This window comes from Parasaccharibacter sp. TMW 2.1884 (genome assembly GCF_023337695.1).
GTDB lineage: Bacteria > Pseudomonadota > Alphaproteobacteria > Acetobacterales > Acetobacteraceae > Bombella > Bombella apis.
Window position 1 is genome coordinate 510,882 of sequence record NZ_QORR01000001.1, and the last position, 17,242, is coordinate 528,123.

Annotated in this window: 16 protein-coding genes; 12 read left to right on the forward strand and 4 right to left on the reverse strand. The window is 59.5% G+C overall.

The window, feature by feature from the left end; translation table 11 throughout:
* Nucleotides 1–27: 27 nt before the first annotated feature.
* Nucleotides 28–357, reverse strand: coding sequence for a preprotein translocase subunit SecG (gene secG / locus DTI93_RS02240; protein ID WP_043560365.1), 330 nt, complete (start codon nucleotides 355–357; stop codon nucleotides 28–30).
* An 18-nt stretch (nucleotides 358–375) separates the two neighbouring features.
* Nucleotides 376–1,170 (reverse strand): triose-phosphate isomerase, encoded by a 795-nt coding sequence (gene tpiA, locus DTI93_RS02245; RefSeq protein WP_043560363.1) that lies wholly within the window; start codon nucleotides 1,168–1,170, stop codon nucleotides 376–378.
* Nucleotides 1,171–1,328: 158 nt separating this feature from the next.
* Between tpiA and DTI93_RS02250 the strand changes: the two genes are divergently transcribed.
* The 12 genes from DTI93_RS02250 to DTI93_RS02305 all read left to right on the forward strand — a co-directional run bounded on the left by DTI93_RS02250 (nucleotide 1,329) and on the right by DTI93_RS02305 (nucleotide 14,508).
* Nucleotides 1,329–3,296 (forward strand): peptidylprolyl isomerase, encoded by a 1,968-nt coding sequence (locus tag DTI93_RS02250; protein WP_283162702.1) that lies wholly within the window; start codon nucleotides 1,329–1,331, stop codon nucleotides 3,294–3,296.
* Nucleotides 3,293–4,807 (forward strand): anthranilate synthase component I family protein, encoded by a 1,515-nt coding sequence (locus tag DTI93_RS02255; protein ID WP_249079525.1) that lies wholly within the window; start codon nucleotides 3,293–3,295, stop codon nucleotides 4,805–4,807. Before DTI93_RS02250 ends, DTI93_RS02255 begins: the two co-directional genes overlap by 4 nt.
* Nucleotides 4,804–5,403, forward strand: a complete 600-nt coding sequence (locus tag DTI93_RS02260) for an aminodeoxychorismate/anthranilate synthase component II (protein ID WP_043560360.1) — start codon at nucleotides 4,804–4,806, stop codon at nucleotides 5,401–5,403. Before DTI93_RS02255 ends, DTI93_RS02260 begins: the two co-directional genes overlap by 4 nt.
* Nucleotides 5,403–6,476 carry an anthranilate phosphoribosyltransferase gene (gene trpD / locus DTI93_RS02265; RefSeq protein ID WP_248460548.1) on the forward strand — a complete coding sequence of 358 codons (1,074 nt, stop codon included), beginning with the start codon at nucleotides 5,403–5,405 and terminating at the stop codon, nucleotides 6,474–6,476. The genes DTI93_RS02260 and trpD overlap by 1 nt, the downstream gene beginning before the upstream one ends.
* A 48-nt stretch (nucleotides 6,477–6,524) precedes the next feature.
* Nucleotides 6,525–7,472 carry an indole-3-glycerol phosphate synthase TrpC gene (gene trpC, locus DTI93_RS02270; protein WP_043560355.1) on the forward strand — a complete coding sequence of 316 codons (948 nt, stop codon included), beginning with the start codon at nucleotides 6,525–6,527 and terminating at the stop codon, nucleotides 7,470–7,472.
* Between the two features lie 117 nt (nucleotides 7,473–7,589).
* Complete coding sequence (gene pdhA / locus DTI93_RS02275; protein ID WP_043560353.1) at nucleotides 7,590–8,594, forward strand: pyruvate dehydrogenase (acetyl-transferring) E1 component subunit alpha; 1,005 nt, start codon at nucleotides 7,590–7,592, stop codon at nucleotides 8,592–8,594.
* A 3-nt stretch (nucleotides 8,595–8,597) separates the two neighbouring features.
* Nucleotides 8,598–9,971 carry a pyruvate dehydrogenase complex E1 component subunit beta gene (locus DTI93_RS02280; protein WP_086431029.1) on the forward strand — a complete coding sequence of 458 codons (1,374 nt, stop codon included), beginning with the start codon at nucleotides 8,598–8,600 and terminating at the stop codon, nucleotides 9,969–9,971.
* Nucleotides 9,972–9,976: 5 nt separating this feature from the next.
* Nucleotides 9,977–11,224 (forward strand): pyruvate dehydrogenase complex dihydrolipoamide acetyltransferase, encoded by a 1,248-nt coding sequence (locus DTI93_RS02285; RefSeq protein ID WP_249079527.1) that lies wholly within the window; start codon nucleotides 9,977–9,979, stop codon nucleotides 11,222–11,224.
* A 2-nt stretch (nucleotides 11,225–11,226) separates the two neighbouring features.
* Nucleotides 11,227–12,633 carry a dihydrolipoyl dehydrogenase gene (gene lpdA, locus DTI93_RS02290; RefSeq protein WP_081563099.1) on the forward strand — a complete coding sequence of 469 codons (1,407 nt, stop codon included), beginning with the start codon at nucleotides 11,227–11,229 and terminating at the stop codon, nucleotides 12,631–12,633.
* A 3-nt stretch (nucleotides 12,634–12,636) separates the two neighbouring features.
* Nucleotides 12,637–13,617: a lipoyl synthase gene (gene lipA / locus DTI93_RS02295; protein ID WP_043560338.1), complete on the forward strand. Its 981-nt coding sequence runs from the start codon at nucleotides 12,637–12,639 to the stop codon at nucleotides 13,615–13,617.
* Nucleotides 13,617–14,066: a type II toxin-antitoxin system RatA family toxin gene (locus DTI93_RS02300; RefSeq protein ID WP_043560335.1), complete on the forward strand. Its 450-nt coding sequence runs from the start codon at nucleotides 13,617–13,619 to the stop codon at nucleotides 14,064–14,066. The genes lipA and DTI93_RS02300 overlap by 1 nt, the downstream gene beginning before the upstream one ends.
* 163 nt (nucleotides 14,067–14,229) lie before the next feature.
* Entirely contained in the window at nucleotides 14,230–14,508 is a 279-nt protein-coding gene (locus DTI93_RS02305; protein WP_043560331.1) for a hypothetical protein, read from the forward strand.
* 73 nt (nucleotides 14,509–14,581) lie between these two features.
* Here the strand turns inward: DTI93_RS02305 and DTI93_RS02310 are convergent, their stop codons facing one another.
* Complete coding sequence (locus DTI93_RS02310; RefSeq protein WP_249079529.1) at nucleotides 14,582–16,549, reverse strand: lytic transglycosylase domain-containing protein; 1,968 nt, start codon at nucleotides 16,547–16,549, stop codon at nucleotides 14,582–14,584.
* Nucleotides 16,521–17,210, reverse strand: a complete 690-nt coding sequence (locus DTI93_RS02315; protein ID WP_249079531.1) for a TerC family protein — start codon at nucleotides 17,208–17,210, stop codon at nucleotides 16,521–16,523. Before DTI93_RS02315 ends, DTI93_RS02310 begins: the two co-directional genes overlap by 29 nt.
* Between the last annotated feature and the right edge of the window lie 32 nt (nucleotides 17,211–17,242).

Consider the following 17,242-nt stretch of genomic DNA (forward strand, 5'->3'; position numbering starts at 1 on the left):
TGTGCTCCGCTTCCCCCAAAAATGGCCTCAGGGATGCTGTGGCTGGGACGGTGCTGTCGGAGCCGCTGGAGCTGCTGGTTGGCTGGCAGGAGGATGGGCCAGAATGTCCCGCGTGTTGCCACCGCTGGAGGCCCCACGGTTCAGCACGGCCAGACACAGGCAGAGAATCATGAAAATGGCAGCCAGAACGGCTGTACCGCGGGTCAGCAGGGTGGCTGTCCCCCGGCCGGACATGAAGGAGCCAAGTCCCTGACTGCTACCAACGCCGAGACCACCGCCTTCGCTACGCTGGATCAGGATAATGCCGATGAGGGCCAGGGCAACCAGAACAGTGAGGATAAGCAGTAATGTGGTCATGCAGTCAGGTCCAACAGGTTATGGGGAAGGCTGAGGCGTTGTTGCTTCAGCCGCAGCGCCAATGATGTCCAGGAAGCTTCGTGCCTCGAGGCTGGCACTGCCGACAAGCACCCCATCCACTGCCTCTATGGACATGATGGAGGGAGCCTGCACGGAAGTTACAGACCCGCCATACAGGACCGGAACACGAATGTCATCCGTCATGAGTCTCATTGGCAGCAGGGCACGGATCAGCTGGAGCTTTCTCTGGAGCTCTTCCCGGGAGGGTGTGATACCACTGCCGATGGCCCAGACAGGCTCATAGGCCACGATTCCACGGAAGCCCCGTGTCAGGGAGCCCTCAATCTGTGTGGAAAGTACGCTGGCGGCCCGACCTTCGTTCCGTTCGGCCAGATGTTCGCCAATGCAGACGATTGGCGTCAGTCCGGCTGCCGTGGCGGCCTTGACCTTCTGACGGATGACTGCGTCCGTCTCCCCATGGTTCTGGCGCCGTTCGGAATGCCCCAGGATGACATAGCGTGCTCCCATGTCCCGGATCATCGGGGCGGAAATATCCCCCGTGAAGGGCCCGGAGGAGGCCGGGTAACAGTCCTGTGCCCCCAGGGCCAGCTGCTCGTGGGGCAGGCAGACTTCCTTCAGGGCCTGATGGACACCATCGAGCTGCGTGAAAGGCGGACAGATGATGGTGTGAAGGTGGGCTGGCGGCGGGGCTTCTTTCATGCCATGGGCAATGTCCCGTGCGAGCTGTAGGCCGTGCTCGTGGCGAGCCTGCATTTTCCAGTTCCCAATGACGAATTTGGGTACGGTGGTCATTCTGCTCTCCCCGGTCGGCACGATGCATCCACTGCGCATGAGCAGAGAAGGGACACGCCGTGCTGGTCAATCTGTGTCGGCATCTCTATGCTGGGGCAGCTTAGCGGGTTTTCCCGGCTAATGCTATTCTGCCATCAGTAAAGTGATATGCGTCTTCGATGATTACTGCCCTGCGTCATTTCCTGGTTGACTCCTGGCTCGGCCGGGTGATCGCCTTAATGGTTTTCGTGTCTTTTGTTGTACTGGGAGGCACCTTTTTTGGGCTGGGCGGCGGCATGGCCGGTCTGGGCGGTGATACCGTGGTGCAGGTCGGAGCACACAAGATCACCCCTGCCGAGTTTCAGAAAGCCATCCAGAATCAGGTTGCCTCTGTCCTTCAGCAGACGGGTGGTTCGGCTGAATTCCTGAAGACCCCGCAGGGACGGCAGGAGATCGGCCATACGGCCCTGCGCAGTCTCATTCTGGTGCATGAGGGAGAACTGGCTGGCAGGCGGAATGGCCTCAATCCTGGGGATGAAACGATTCGTGGGGTTGTTTTTGCCATGCCGGATTTCCAGGATCCCAGTGGCCGCTTTGACCCGCAGAAGATGGAGGCGGTGCTCGGGCGTAACAATATGAGCCATCAGGATCTGACGCAGGAAGTACGGCGCATGCTTTATGGTAGTGCCACTCTGCTTGCATTCGGTAAAACCGTGCAGCCCCCGGCGCAGGAGCTGGATTGGCTGATGAACTACATCGGTCATGGCGCCGTGGTGGATATGGTGCGTCTGCCGTTCTCTCTGGGAGAGGTGTCTGCCCAACCGACTGATGGGCAGCTGAAGCGTTATTATCAGAACCATCTCTGGCAGTTCCGGCAGCCGGAGTACCGTCATGCCCGGATCGTGATCATGACGGCAGGCAGTGTCGCAAAAACGATCCAGATTTCTGATGAGGACCTCCAGGCGGCATACAGGATGAAGATGCAGGACCCCGCCGAGGCGGCCCGGCATAACAGTCCGGAACTGCGCTCCATTGAGGTGCTGGCCGTGACGGATGAGGCTACGGCAAAGAGTCTGGCGGCAGCATGGCGGGGAGGGCAGTCTTGGGCGGCTTTGCAGAAGCAGTACCCTAAAGCCATTCCTGCCACGTTGAATGACGCCCGTCTGACCGATCTGCCTGATGAGGCCTTGGGCAAGGCAGCGTTTGCCACGCCGGAGGGTCATGTTTCTGCGCCTGTTCATACGGCCGCTGGCTGGAGCGTGGTACATGTGCTGTCCGTCAAGCCTGCGAGACATGCCAGTTTTGAAAGCCTGAAGGACAGTCTCCGTGAGGATCTGGCCAATGAACGGGCGACGGCCATGCTGAAGGACCGTCAGAGAGCCTTTGAGGAGGCCGTGGCCGGGTCTGTCATGCTGGACAAGGTTCCGGCCGACATTGGTGCTTTCCCTCTGGAAGGCAGTCTGGATTCCCATGGCAATCTGCCGGGCGGGGAGCCTGCTCCTTTGCCGGGTGATGCTGCCCTGCGTCAGGCTCTGATAGAGCAGGTCTTCAGTCAGAAGAAAGATGAGCCGCCGCATGTCGTGACCGGACCGGATGGCAGTGCTTTTGCCGTGCTGGTGGATGGTGTCACGCCGGGCAGGCAGGAGCCGTACGAGGCCGTGCAGCAGGCCGTCAAGGATGCCTGGCTGGCGGATGCCCGGAAACACGCCACTGAGCAGAGGGTCACCGCCCTGTATCAGCAGGCGAAAAAAGAGGGGCTGCGTCAGGCTCTGGCAGGACAGAAAGAGGAAGCCATGCTCCAGAAGGATGAGCATTTTTCTCGCCTCCAGCTGCGGAACGATGTGCCCGCCCTCATTCTCAGGGCGGCGCTTGAGCAGAAACAGGGACAGACAGCCATGCTCCAGGAGGGAGATGGCTACTGGCTTGTCAATGTGACAGGGCAGTATGCGGAATCACCGACCATGATGCAGGCCATCCGGCAGCGTCAGGCAAGCCTGATAGCCGGGGCTTACCGCAATGATCTTCAGGAGACGCTGGGCATGTCCTATACCCGGGAGGCTCCTCCCCGTCATTTCAATGCAGCTCTGTTCAGTGATGTGAATGAGAGGGTGCTGAGCATGATTTCAGGAAGGTTGGGCCAGCAGTGAGCAGGATATTACATAGGGTAGAAGCAGCCGATCTGCTGACACCGCTCTCGGTTTTTCTCCGTCTTTCCCGTCTGGTGGATGATCCGTACCGCCTCTTTTTCGAGAGTGTGGAGGGAGGCGCTGCCAGAGGGCGGTATTCCATCATAGCCCTGCTGCCGGATACGATCTGGCGCTGCAAGGATGGTCAGGCATTCCGTGATGGAAGGCCGGAAGAGGCGGCTCCATTGGTGTCGCTGAAGGCTTTGCTTGATGAGAGCCGTATGGACCTGCCGGAGGGGTTGCCCCCGATGATTGGCGGTGTCTTTGGCGTGCTGGGCTATGACATGGTCCGGCAGATGGAAGACCTTCCCAACCCGCCGCCGAATGACCTGGACCTGCCAGAAGGGGTGATGATCCGTCCCCGGCTGTTTGCTGTGTTCGATACGGTGCGGGACGAGCTGATTCTGGCCACCCCGTTGCGTGATGGCATGGCCAGGGCAGAAGGGGAGGCGCTGCTGGAGAAGGCTGTGGCCGCTCTGCGGCAGCCCGTTGCTGACCCGGCAGAGACCCTGCCAGAGGGAACCCGGCTGGCGGAGCCTGTTTCCAACATCACGCATGAGGCTTTTCTCCAGAAGGTGAGGACGGCGCAGGATTATATTGCAGCGGGTGATGCCTTCCAGATTGTTCCGAGCCAGCGTTTCACGACAGCGTTTCCCCTGTCGTCACTGGCCCTGTATCGCAGTTTGCGGCGCATCAATCCGGCACCGTTCCTGTTTTTGATGGAGCTGGGTGAATTCACCCTCGTAGGGTCGTCCCCGGAGATTCTGGTGCGGATGCGGGATGGTATCGTAACGGTCCGTCCTCTGGCCGGAACCCGGCCCCGCGGGCGGGATCGGGCCCATGATCTGGCACTGGAGAAAGAGCTGCTCGCTGATGGCAAGGAGCTTGCCGAGCATCTCATGTTGATCGACCTGGGCAGGAACGACGTGGGGCGTGTGTCCCAGCTCGGGACCGTAGAAGTGCCCGACCGTTTCGTGGTGGAGCGCTACAGCCACGTCATGCATATTTCATCGACCGTGACAGGACGGGTGAAGCCGGGGTGCGGGGCGCTGGATGCTCTCTCGGCTGCTTTCCCGGCGGGAACGCTGACCGGGGCGCCGAAGATACGCACCATGGAAATCATTGACGAGCTGGAGCCCACCCGGCGTGGCCCTTATGCCGGGTGTGTCGGCTATTTCGGAGCGGATGGTGACATGGATACCTGCATCGGTCTGCGCATGGCCCTGCTGAAGGATGGCCAGATGCATGTGCAGGCCGGTTGCGGTGTCGTGGCGGAATCTGACCCTGAGGCGGAATATCAGGAGACGAGAGCCAAGGCCCGGGCGCTCTTCACTGCTGCGGAGGCGGCCATTGGTCAGGCTGTTCATAATGGGCAGCAGGCGTTTTCTGGGGAAGGGGGGTGTAATTCCTCATCCCGCACATCATCTGAGAAAGTAGATATGACCTCTGGATGTGAGGAGAGAGTCAGATGATCCTGCTGATTGATAACTATGACAGTTTCACTTTCAATCTGGTGCATCATTTCGGAGCACTGGGTGTGGAATGTGCGGTGAAACGGAATGATGCGCTGACCGCAGACCGGGCGCTGGAGATGAATCCCTCTGCCATTGTGCTGTCTCCCGGCCCCTGTTCCCCTGATGAAGCGGGTATCTGCTGTGAGCTGATTGAAAAAGCAGCGGGGAAGGTCCCCGTGCTGGGTGTCTGTCTGGGCCACCAGTCCATTGGGCAGGTCTTCGGGGCGAAGGTCGTCCGGTCTGCCGTGCCGATGCATGGCAAGATCAATGCCATCCATCACGATGGCAGCGGGGTCTTTGCCGGGCTGCCCGACCCGGTGGATATGGTGCGCTATCACAGCCTGACGCTGGACCCGGACAGCATACCGGATTCGCTCATCGTCAATGCAAGGACGGAGGATGGTGTCATCATGGGGGTCCGTCACCGGGAGCATCCGATCCATGGTGTGCAGTTCCACCCTGAAAGTATTGCCTCCAATTCCGGGCGTGACCTTCTGGCCAACTTTTTGCGACTGGCCAATGTTCTTCCGCAGAAAGAGGGTGCAACTGGCTGATGGGCGGGCAGGAGAAGCCATTTGCGTCTTTTCTCAGGAAAGTCGCCGCCAGAAAGGAGCTGGATGTTTCTGAGGCGGAGCAGGCTTTCAGGCTCATCATGCAGGGAGCCGTTTCGGATATTGAACTTGCCGCTTTCCTGATGGCCCTTCAGATGCGGGGAGAGACCGTTGAGGAGCTTTCAGGTGCTGTGCAGGCCGTGCGGCAGAGTATGCAGGCCTTGCAGAACGTGCCGGATGACACGGTGGATGTCTGCGGCACAGGGGGCGATGGCCTGGGAACATTGAATGTCTCCACAGCCACGGCCTTTGTTCTGGCTGGGCTGGGCGTGCCCGTGGCCAAGCACGGGGGGCGGGCCCTGTCTTCCCGGGCCGGGGCAACGGATGTTCTGGAAGCTCTGGGGATTCCTGCCGATGCGGACCATGCCCGGCAGGAAAAACGTCTGAGGCAGGAAAATCTCGCTTTTCTGGCAGCGCCGTTCCATCACCCGGCCATGCGTGTGGCTGCACCTGTTCGCAAACAGCTTGGTTTCAGGACACTCTTCAACCTTCTGGGGCCGCTCTGCAATCCGGCGCGGGTCCGGCGGCAGCTGGTGGGCGTGTTTGATGAAGTCTGGTGCCGGCCAGTGGCCCGGGTGTTGGGTGAGCTGGGGGCTGTTTCCGCTTGGGTTGTGCATGGTCATACGGATGAAGGCGGGATTGATGAACTGACTCTCGCTGGCCCAACACACAATGATGTGTGGGAGAATGGGGAGATCATTTCTTTTGACCTGACACCGGAAATGGCCGGTCTGCCGCATTACGGCATTGCCGCCCTGAAGGGGGGAGACCCCATCTGCAATGCCCAGCGCATGAGGGCTCTTTTTGCAGGAGAAACAGGCTGTTATCGGGATACGGTGCTGTTGAATGCAGCTGTTGGCCTGCATGTTGCCGGGCGGGGGAATCTGCTTGAGAGTGGCCGTCTCTCTGTTCCCGCTCTGAGGCGCAACGTGGCCGAGGCAGCCCGCTCCCTTGATGAAGGGCTGGCCCGGAAGGCTTTAATCCGGGCTCAAACGGGTGTAAGTGCTCAGGACTGAACGCTAGAACCGTTCGGTAATGTTCCAAGGTAAAGATTCAGGACGATCATGATTTTTTTGCCACAGCGGTCGATGGCTGCTTTTGCCCCTGCAGAGGATGGTGGACAGGTTCCGGCTTCTGATGTCCCTTCAAATGGTGATGCACAGGAGGCGGTAGCGTCGGAAGTCCCCCAGCCTGCCACATCAGGTAGCGGGGAGAGCGGCGGTGATGTGCTGGAGCGCATCTGTGCCCGGACCCGCCTTGATGTCGAGCAGCGGATGCAGGTGATGCCGCTGAAGGAGATTGCTGCCAAGGCAAAGGAAGTCTCCATGCCGACCCGTGGGTTTGGTCAGGCCCTTCAGCATATTACGGCTGACAGGCGTGTGGGACTCATCGCAGAGGTGAAAAAAGCATCTCCATCGGCAGGAATCCTGCGGCCTGAGTATGATCCGGCGCAGATCGCCCGGTCCTATCAGAATGCTGGGGCAAGCTGTATTTCCGTTTTGACGGAAGGGTCCTGTTTCCACGGGAGTGCGGAAGACCTTCAGGCCGTCCGTGCTGCATGCAGCCTTCCGATCCTGCGGAAGGATTTCATCCTTGAGCCATGGCAGGTTCATGAGAGCCGCCTCATCGGGGCGGACTGCATCCTGCTTATCATGGCCGCCCTGAAGGAAGATGAGGCTGTTGAGCTGATCGCTCTGGCCCGTGGTCTGGACATGGATGTGCTGCTTGAGGTGCACAACGAAGAAGAGCTGAATCGGGCGCTTGCTTATGACAGTTTCCTGATCGGCATCAACAACAGGAACCTCAAGACATTGAAGACGGACATTCAGACGACGCTGGACCTTGCTCCGCAGGTTCCGCCGGATCGTCTTGTCGTGTCCGAGAGTGGCATTGCCACGCCGGATGATCTGGCCAAGGTTGGCGAGGCAGGGTGCAGTGCCGTTCTGGTCGGAGAATCACTGTTGCGTGAGGAAGATCCGGGGCTTGCAGCCCGCAGGCTGCTCGGTTTCTGAAAAGAGTACCGGTCCGGTATAAAAAATGGTTGGAGGGGGTCTCGGATAGCTAGCTTTTGGAAGGGACTGTTGTTACAAGTCCGCCCTATCTGAAATCGTCAACCGCGGGAGAGTGTCATGGGTTCTATGACGGACGCGCCGAACCGGCAGAATGGCCCGGCGCTATCACGGGAGGAAATGGAGCGTGCCTACAGGGAAATGCTCCTTGTGCGTCGCTTCGAGGAAAAGGCCGGCCAGCTGTACGGCATGGGGCTGATCGGTGGCTTCTGCCATCTTTATATCGGTCAGGAAGCTGTCGTGGCTGGTATCGGTCTCGCCATGAAGAAGGGCGACCGTTCCATCACCTCCTATCGTGATCACGGGCAGATGCTGGTGGCTGGCATGACGGCCCGTGGCGTCATGGCGGAGCTTACAGGCCGTTCAGGGGGGTATTCCCACGGCAAGGGTGGCTCCATGCACATGTTTTCAAAGGAACAGGAGTTCTACGGAGGGCATGGTATTGTCGGAGCGCAGGTGGCCATCGGGACCGGCCTTGCCCTGACGAGTGCCTACAAGAAGGATGGTGCCGTTTCCATCGTGTATTTCGGTGAGGGTGCGTCCAATCAGGGGCAGGTTTATGAGAGCTTCAATCTCGCCGCCCTGCACAAGCTTCCCTGCCTTTATGTGATCGAGAACAACCGTTACGGCATGGGGACTTCAATTGAGCGCTCCTCCGCCTCCAAGGACCTCTCGAAGAATGCCGCTCCGTGGGGAATTCCATCCCGCAAGGTGGATGGCATGGATGTGGCCGCTGTTTATCAGGCCGCCAGAGAAGCCATGGAGCATTGCCGCTCCGGCAAGGGGCCGTTCCTGCTGGAGATGGAAACTTACCGCTATCGTGGCCATTCCATGTCAGACCCGGCGAAGTACCGCCAGCGGTCCGAGGTGGACGAGATGCGCCGGACACGTGACCCGATCGAAACGCTGAAAGCAGAAATGATCAAGCACGGGATTGATGAAGCCTTCTTCAAGGCAGTGGAACAGGATGTGAAGGCCACTGTGAAGGATGCTGCCGAATTTGCAGAAACCAGCCCTGAGCCGGATGCATCCGAGCTCTGGACCGACGTTCTGGTGGGGGAATAACTCATGGCCTCTCCTATTCTCATGCCTGCTCTCTCCCCGACGATGGAGGAGGGAACACTGGCCCGCTGGGTCAAGAAAGAAGGTGATGTGGTCAAGCCCGGCGAAGTGATCGCCGAGATTGAGACCGACAAGGCCACCATGGAAATGGAAGCCGTCGAGGAAGGCGTTTTGGGGCGTATCCTCGTCACCGAGGGAACGGACCACGTGGCGGTGAACACGCCCATCGCCGTCCTGCTGGAGGAAGGTGAGGACGCTTCTGCAGCGGACGGGCTGGACCTCGGTCCCAAGGCTGGCTCTGCTTCCAAGGTGGAAAAGAACGTTCCTGCCCAGACGCCCGCACCACAGGCTCCGGCCAGCACCTCCACGACCGATCTGGTCGAGCCTGAATGGGGGGAGACGGCCGAGATCACCGTGCGTGAGGCTCTGCGTGATGCCATGGCTGCCGAGATGCGTCGTGATGAGGACGTGTTCCTGCTCGGTGAGGAAGTGGCCCAGTATCAGGGTGCCTACAAGGTCAGTCAGGGCCTTCTGGATGAATTCGGTGCAAAGCGTGTCATGGACATGCCCATCACGGAGCATGGCTTCACCGGCATGGCCGTTGGTGCCGCCCTGTCCGGTGTGAAGCCGATCGTCGAATTCATGACGATGAACTTCTCCCTTCAGGCTGTGGACCACATCATCAACTCTGCCGCCAAGACACGTTACATGTCCGGTGGTCAGATGTCCTGTCCGATCGTGTTCCGTGGTCCCAACGGAGCAGCGGCCCGTGTCGGGGCGCAGCATTCCCAGTGCTTTGGCAGCTGGTATGCCCACATTCCGGGCCTGAAGGTCGTGGCTCCGTGGTCTGCGGCAGATGCCAAGGGCCTGCTCCGTGCCGCCATCCGTGATCCGAACCCGGTCGTGGTTCTGGAAAACGAGATCATGTACGGCAAGAAGTTCCCATGCCCGGTGGATGAGGATTTCATCCTGCCGATCGGCAAGGCCAAGATCGAGCGTGAAGGCAAGGATGTGACGCTGGTCGCTTTCTCCATCATGGTTGGCGTGGCTCTGGAAGCTGCCGAGCTTCTGGCCGAGCAGGGCATCGAGGCCGAGGTGATCAACCTGCGGACCCTGCGTCCGCTCGATACGGAAACGATCATCAAGAGCGTGAAGAAGACGAGCCGCATCGTGTCGGTGGAAGAAGGCTGGCCGGTTGCGGGCATCGGGTCCGAAATCTGCACGGTTGCCGTCGAGCAGGCCTTTGACTGGCTGGATGCCCCTCCGGCCCGTGTCTGCGGGCTGGATATTCCTCTCCCTTATGCAGCAAATCTGGAGAAGCTGGCCCTGCCCAAGCCGGAATGGATTGTTGAGGCTGTGCGCAAGCAGTTTGGAGACTGAAACCGATGGCAATCAATATTTTAATGCCGGCCCTGTCTCCGACCATGACGGAAGGTACTGTCGCCCGCTGGCTTAAAAAAGAGGGTGACATGGTCCAGTCCGGCGATGTGATCGCCGAGATCGAGACCGACAAGGCGACCATGGAAGTGGAAGCGGCGGATGAGGGGATTCTTGGGAAGATCCTCATTCCGGAAGGGACCGAGCATGTGGCCGTGAAAACCCCGATCGCCATTCTGGTGGATGAGGGGGAAGATGTTCCGGAGGCTCCGGCTGCCGGGGCAAAGCCGGAACCGGAAAAGAAGGCCGGGGTAAAGGACGAGGCTCCCGCCCCGATTGAGATTTCCTCTTTCGACCCGGACAGGAAGCCGGCTGCACCTGAAAAAGGCAAAGGGGAGCGCATCTTCATTTCTCCTCTGGCCCGTCGCATTGCCAAGGAGCATGGGGTTGATATTGCCAGCCTGGCAGGGACAGGCCCCAATGGCCGCATCCTGCGGCGTGACGTGGAGAAGGCGAAGGGGCAGAAGCCTGCTCCGGCTGCGTCGTCTGCGGCCGCTCCGGCAGCTGGTCATGTGGAGCATGTGAAGCATTCCGGGATGCGGAAGGTGATTGCCCGCCGCCTGACGGAATCCAAGACACAGGTGCCGCATTTCTATGTCTCTGTCGATATCGAGCTGGATGCCCTGCTGTCCCTGCGCAGCCGCCTGAACAAGGCTCTGGAGGCAGAGGGCTGCAAGATTTCTGTCAATGACATGATGATCAAGGCCGTGGCTCTTGCCCTGAAGAAGCTGCCGGGCCTGAACGTCCAGTTCACCGAGACCGAGATGCTGCATTTCGAGGATGTGGACATTTCCATGGCCGTCTCCGTGCCGGATGGGCTGGTGACGCCGGTCATCCGGCAGGCTGACCGCAAGAGCCTCAGGGAGATCAGTCAGGAGGCCCGCAGTCTTGCGACCCGTGCCCGTGATGGCAAGCTCTCGCCTGAGGACTATCAGGGTGGAACGTTCTCCATTTCCAACATGGGCATGTTTGGCGTGAAGGACTTCGCTGCCATCATCAATCCGCCGCAGGCTGCCATCCTTGCGGTTGCTTCGGGTGAGAAACGCCCCGTGGTGCGGGATGGTGAGCTGGCCGTGGCAACCGTCATGACGGCCACGCTCTCGGTGGATCATCGTGCCGTGGATGGTGCTCTTGGTGCGCAGTGGCTCAATACGCTGCGTGACCTCATTCAGAACCCTTATTCTCTGGTGCTTTGATCATGTCCGACCTTTTTGATCTTGTTGTGATCGGTGGTGGCCCGGGGGGCTATGTGGCCGCACTGCGGGCCAGCCAGCTTGGCATGAATGTGGCTCTGGTGGAGAGCACCCACATGGGTGGCGTGTGCCTCAACTGGGGCTGCATCCCCACCAAGGCCCTGCTGCGCTCCGCCGAGGTGTATCATACGCTCGGCCATCTCCAGGAGTACGGTCTTTCTGCCAACCAGCCGTCCTTTGACCTCGCAGCCATCGTGAAACGGTCCCGTGGCGTGGCGGAGCGGATGGGGAAGGGCGTGGCCCATCTTCTGAAGAAAGCCAAGGTCACGACCTTTGATGGCCGTGGCAGGCTGGCCGGTCGTGCTGGTGAGGCGCATAAGGTCTCCATCACGAAGGATGGCAAGGAAACGGCCCAGATCCGTGCGCCTCATGTCATTCTGGCCACCGGGGCACGGGGGCGTCAGCTTCCTGGGCTTGAGACGGACGGCAAGCTTGTCTGGGGTGCCCGTGAGGCCATGACGCCAGATACGCTGCCCAAGCGGCTTCTGGTCATCGGTTCTGGTGCCATTGGCATCGAGTTTGCCTCTTTCTATCGTGATCTTGGCTGTGAGGTCACGATTGCTGAAGTGGCTGACCGTATCCTCATGACCGAGGATGCCGAGATCAGCGCACAGGCGCACAAGGCGTTCGAGAAGCGTGGCATGACCATCCATACGGGTGCGAAGGTTGGTCCGCTGAAGAAGGGGGCCAATGAGGTCTCCACCACGATCGAGACGGCAAAAGGCAAGGTTGACCTGACGGTGGATCGTGTGATCTGCGCCGTGGGCATCGTCGGTAACGTGGAAGACCTCGGCCTCGAGGGGACGAAGGTCAAGGTGGACCGTTCGCACATCCAGACGGACGAGTTCTGCCGCACGGGTGAGCCGGGCATCTATGCCATCGGTGACGTGGCGGCTCCGCCGTGGCTGGCCCACAAGGCAAGCCATGAAGGTGTGATCTGCGTCGAGAAGATCAGCGGACGCTCTCCGGAGCCTCTCCATGCCCGCAACATTCCGGGCTGCATCTATGCCCGTCCGCAGGTGGCTTCCGTGGGGCTGAGCGAGGAGAAGGCCAAGGCAGAGGGCTACAAGGTCCGTGTCGGGCGGTTCCCCTTCCTGGCCAACGGCAAGGCCGTGGCCATGGGTGAGCCTGAAGGCATGACCAAGACGGTCTTTGACGCCGAGACGGGCGAGCTGCTCGGTGCCCATATGATCGGCTCCGAAGTTACGGAGATGATCCAGGGGTATGTCATTGCCCGTACGGGCGAGCTGACCGATGCCGAGCTTATGGAAACGGTCTTCCCGCATCCGACCATCTCGGAGACGATGCACGAGGCCGTTCTTGCCGCTTATGAGGGTGCTCTGCACATCTGATTCATGGTCCAGCGTATCGTCATCAATCATCAGCGGGAGCGTATGGCGGCCATACGGCATCCTGAGAAGGCTCATCGGCCGGACAACCCCATCCAGAAGAAACCTTCATGGATCAGGGTGAAGGCTCCAGGGAGCAATCCCGTCTATGATGAGACAAGAGAGCTGATGCGCACGCATGGCCTGGCGACCGTCTGCGAGGAAGCAGCCTGCCCGAATATCGGGGAGTGCTGGTCCCAGCGCCATGCGACCATGATGATCATGGGTGAGATATGCACGAGGGCCTGTGCCTTCTGCAATGTCACGACGGGCCTTCCCAACCGGCTGGACCCTGATGAACCTGCCCATGTGGCGGAGGCTGTGGCCAAGCTGGGGCTGAAGCATGTGGTCATCACATCGGTGGACCGTGATGACCTGCCTGATGGCGGGGCGCAGCATTTTGCCGATGTGATCGCCGCCATCAGGGCTGCGTCGCCCGGTACGACCATAGAAATCCTGACACCCGATTTCCTGCGGAAGCCGGGTGCGCTGGAGGTGGTTGTGGAAGCCCGGCCGGATGTGTTCAACCACAATATCGAGACGGTGCCCCGGCTCTATCCGGGGATACGCCCGGGGGCCCGTTATTATCAGTCAGTCCGTCTTCTGGATGAGGCCAAGAAGCTTGATCCGTCCATCTTCACGAAGTCCGGCATGATGCTGGGGTTGGGTGAAGAGAAGATGGAGGTGGCGCAGGTGATGGATGATTTCCGGATTGCCGATGTCGATTTTCTGACACTGGGTCAGTATCTCCAACCCACTGTCAAACATGCGGCAGTGAAAGCCTTCGTCACGCCTGATGAATTTGCTGATTACGGTGCCATGGCCCGGGCGAAGGGGTTCCTTCAGGTCAGCTCGTCTCCGCTGACCCGGTCCTCCTATCATGCGGACCGGGACTTTGCCGAGCTGCGTGAGGCCCGGGAACGTCGTTTGAAAAAGGGTCAGGGCTGATGCCGACACACGCTGAACAGAGAGTGATTCCCTATTCTGCTGAGCAGCTTTTTGATCTGGTAGCTGATGTTGGCAAGTATCCCGAGTTTCTGCCCTGGTGCGTGCGATCGGTCGTTCGGTCACGTACGGAAGACGAGCTGCTGGCCGACCTGACAATCGGCTTCGGACCGTTCAGGGAAAGCTATACGAGCCGTGTGCGGCTGGAGCGTCCCCATCGTATCGTCGTGGGCTATGAGCGTGGTCCTTTCAAACATCTCAAGAATGTCTGGACCTTCACACCGGAGGGGCAGGGCTGCCGTGTCGATTTCTTTGTGGATTTTGAGTTCCGGTCCCGCCTTCTGAGGAATGCTATCGGCATGGTCTTCAATGAGGGGGTCCGCTTGATGGTCAAGGCTTTTATTACCCGGGCCGGGGCAATCTATGGGCCTCCCGGAGGGAATGCAGGCTGACAGGACCAGCAGACGAAAGATCTGTTGCCCGGTCTGGATGGGGTGGACTTACAGACCTGTTTTTTATGTAATATTTCTTTTAGTGCTGTGTGGATTGTTTTGCAGAAGTATTCATCCTACACTGCCCCCGTCGTCACATGGAAGGACGATTGAGGAGGATTTTATGAAGAAACTGTCTCTCTCTGCTGTCGCTCTGATCGGCCTGACAGCTGCTGCTGCTCCGGCTTTTGCTGCTGATGCCCATCATGCTCGCCATCACCATCATCATGGCAAGAAGTGCAACATGAAGCATGGCCAGAAGAAGGAAGACGGCAAGGCTCCGCAGGCTACTGAAGATCTGAACGCATCTTCCCTGCAGAAGTCCCAGCCTGCAGCTCCGGCTCCGGAAGCAGCTCCGGCCCAGCCTGCTGCTCCGGCTCCGGAAGCTGCTCCGGCCAACTGATCCAGGCCTGTTTCTGGCAGTGGAAAAGCGGTCCCGTCTGGGACCGCTTTTTTTATGATTCGTCCCTAAAAGATCAATGGGTCAGGAGAAGTGCATAAAGGGACATGTCCGTGATGATGTGCTCGATATAGACTCGTGTTTCCTTATAGGGGATGAGGAGAATCCAGCGCAGCAGACTGTCTTCATCTTCACGTGTTGGAGACGTGGGGCCGCCTATTTCGTCCTGCCACTGCCTGGAGCGGCCAGGCCCGGCATTGTAGGCAGCCAGTGCGTAGGGCAAAACCTGACCGAACTGGGCCTGAAGGTCCTCCATGAAAAGGCTGCCGATCGTCGTGTTGATGTTGGGGTCCAGCAGGTCGGCAGGGGATGTCAGCTGATACGGTAGAGCATGGCGTTTTGCTGTCCGGATGGCTGTTGGCAGGAGAAGCTGCGTGAGGCCAAGTGCATGGCGGGGGCTGACAGCGTATTTATCCATGCTGCTTTCCTGGCGGATCAGGGCTGGCATGAGGCTCGGGGGCAGGGAAGTGGGGACCATGACACGGGGTGACGGATAGCCTCCCGGATAGAAGGCGATACCCTGCCGGGCCAGCTGTCGGGCCACGAGGATGGCAGGCTTGGGCAGGCCAAGTCTGGTTGAAAGGCGTGCTATGGCTGGCTGCCCCGCCCGGTCATCCTGTGTCCTGCCCTGAAGATAGGTCAGGAACAGGGTAGCATTCTGGTTGTCACCAGCCTGTTGCAGCCGTGTTGCGGCTGCCATCAGATCAGGTCGTGGCGACTTTCCTGCTGGTGGCATGGGGGGCAGAGCAGCCAGTTGCTGTTTCAGCAGTGCGAGGAAACGCATGTCCAGGTTGGTGGCCGAGAGAAATGCTGTGTGCGTCAATCGTGCCAGAGCCATTTGGCCGTAAAAGGTGGTCGGCAGGGTTGCTGCTTTCCTGAAGAGTGGTCCGGCCTGGTCCGGGTGCTGGCTTTCCAGACTTCGGGCCTGCCAGTAGAGCCCTGCGGCCCGGTGGTTCAGGTCTGTTTCTGCTGCCAGAGCCTTGAAATGTGGTGCAGCCCGGTTGGGGTCATGCAGCAGCATGAGGGCGATATATCCGGCCATCATGTGGCTGTCTTCGGTCTGGCTGGAGGCAGGTATGGTGTCCAGCAGGGCAAAACCCGTCAGTGCGGCATCATGTCTGCTGGAGCGTAACAGGGCCCGGACAAAATTTGTACGCTCGTCCTGCCATTGTGTGACCGTCGGCGGGGAGAGGGCACCGACGGACGTTGTGGGAAGCGGTTGCTGCCAGAGCTGGATGGCTTCATCCAGCCGGTCGTGAAGGCGCAGATATTTCAGTCGATAATAAACCAGCATGGCATCGCTGGAGGCATCCGTATTCTGGAAGGCAGCATCGGCGTCAGCCGTGGCAAAACGGTTGGCCAGCCGTGCTGTGAGGACAGGACGCAGAGCAGGAGGTGTTCGTTGAAGCTGCTCCCTGGCAAGGGTGACCGGGCCGTTGCGTTCCAGCCGCTCGTAGCGTTTCAGTTCATCATCGGCTGTCAGATGGGCTGAAAAACGGGTAAGGAAAAGCCCCTGTTCTGTCGGACCCATGTCTGTTTCCCGCCAGAGCCGACGTGCCTGGGTTGGGAGGTCCGGCAGAAAGGAGGCACAGGCGGCGAGAAGATCACTGCGCATGATGGGGAAGGCAGGACACAGGGCCTGACGTGCCTGCGCCGACGTTTCCATCAGCATGGCCCGTTCATACCGGCTTTCGATGCGTTTCTGCAACGGCCAGGCGGGTTGCTGGCGGAGAAAAGCCGCATAACGCTGGGCTGGGTAGGCCGTGCCTCCCGGGGCCGTCAGCGCTTTCCATTCATCCAGCCGGGATGGAGACGATGCGGATGGAACAGAAGGGGAAAGGCCGAGCTCTGCTTCCAGTGATCTGGAAGTGTCGCCCCATGCTGTCACGGCCGGAGCAGAACAGGCGAGGGCCAGAACGCATCGGAGGATTGTCCGCCCCGGTCTGCCTGGCGGTTTAATGGACGTTCGGAAAGCGGATATCATGATAGCCTTGGTAAAGAAGGTGCAGGCTGAGGCCGAGCATGATCAGGACGCCAACCCAGCCCAGCCAGCGCATCCGCAACAGGAGGGTGGGCGTATGGATGACGCCGACCGTGATGATCACGAGGGAAATGACGAGCCCGACAATGAGGATGATGTGGTGATGGATGGACATACAGGCGATGGCGAGAATATTGTCCAATCCGAGGGCGAGGTCCGCAATGATGATCTTGGGAATGGCCTCGGCCAGGCTGGTTGAGTGGCTGCTTGTCTCTTCCGGGACGGGGGACGTGAGGGCACGGTACAGTGTCCAGCTTGTCCAGAACAGCAGAACGCTGGCTACAAGTTTCGTGTAGGAAAAAATGAGGAGATCACTGAGGATCAGGGTCAGCCCGATCCTGAGAAATGCAGCCAGAGCCGTGCCGAAGATCAAAGCCTGCCGCCTGTAGCGCCGTATTTCTGCCTGTGTCTCGGAGGACTGGAAATTTTCATCGGTTCCGGTTGGTCTGATGCTGTCTATGATCCTCTTGAGGATGATCACGTTATAGCCGCTGAGGGCCAGATTCAGGAGGATGGTCAGACAGACCATCACGATGAAATGGAAAAGAGACATGATCACACGATCGTATTTGCAGTGTCCGGCCTGCCTTTGTCGGCCCTCCATTATAGCCAGAAATCTTTTCTGATGCAGTAAAA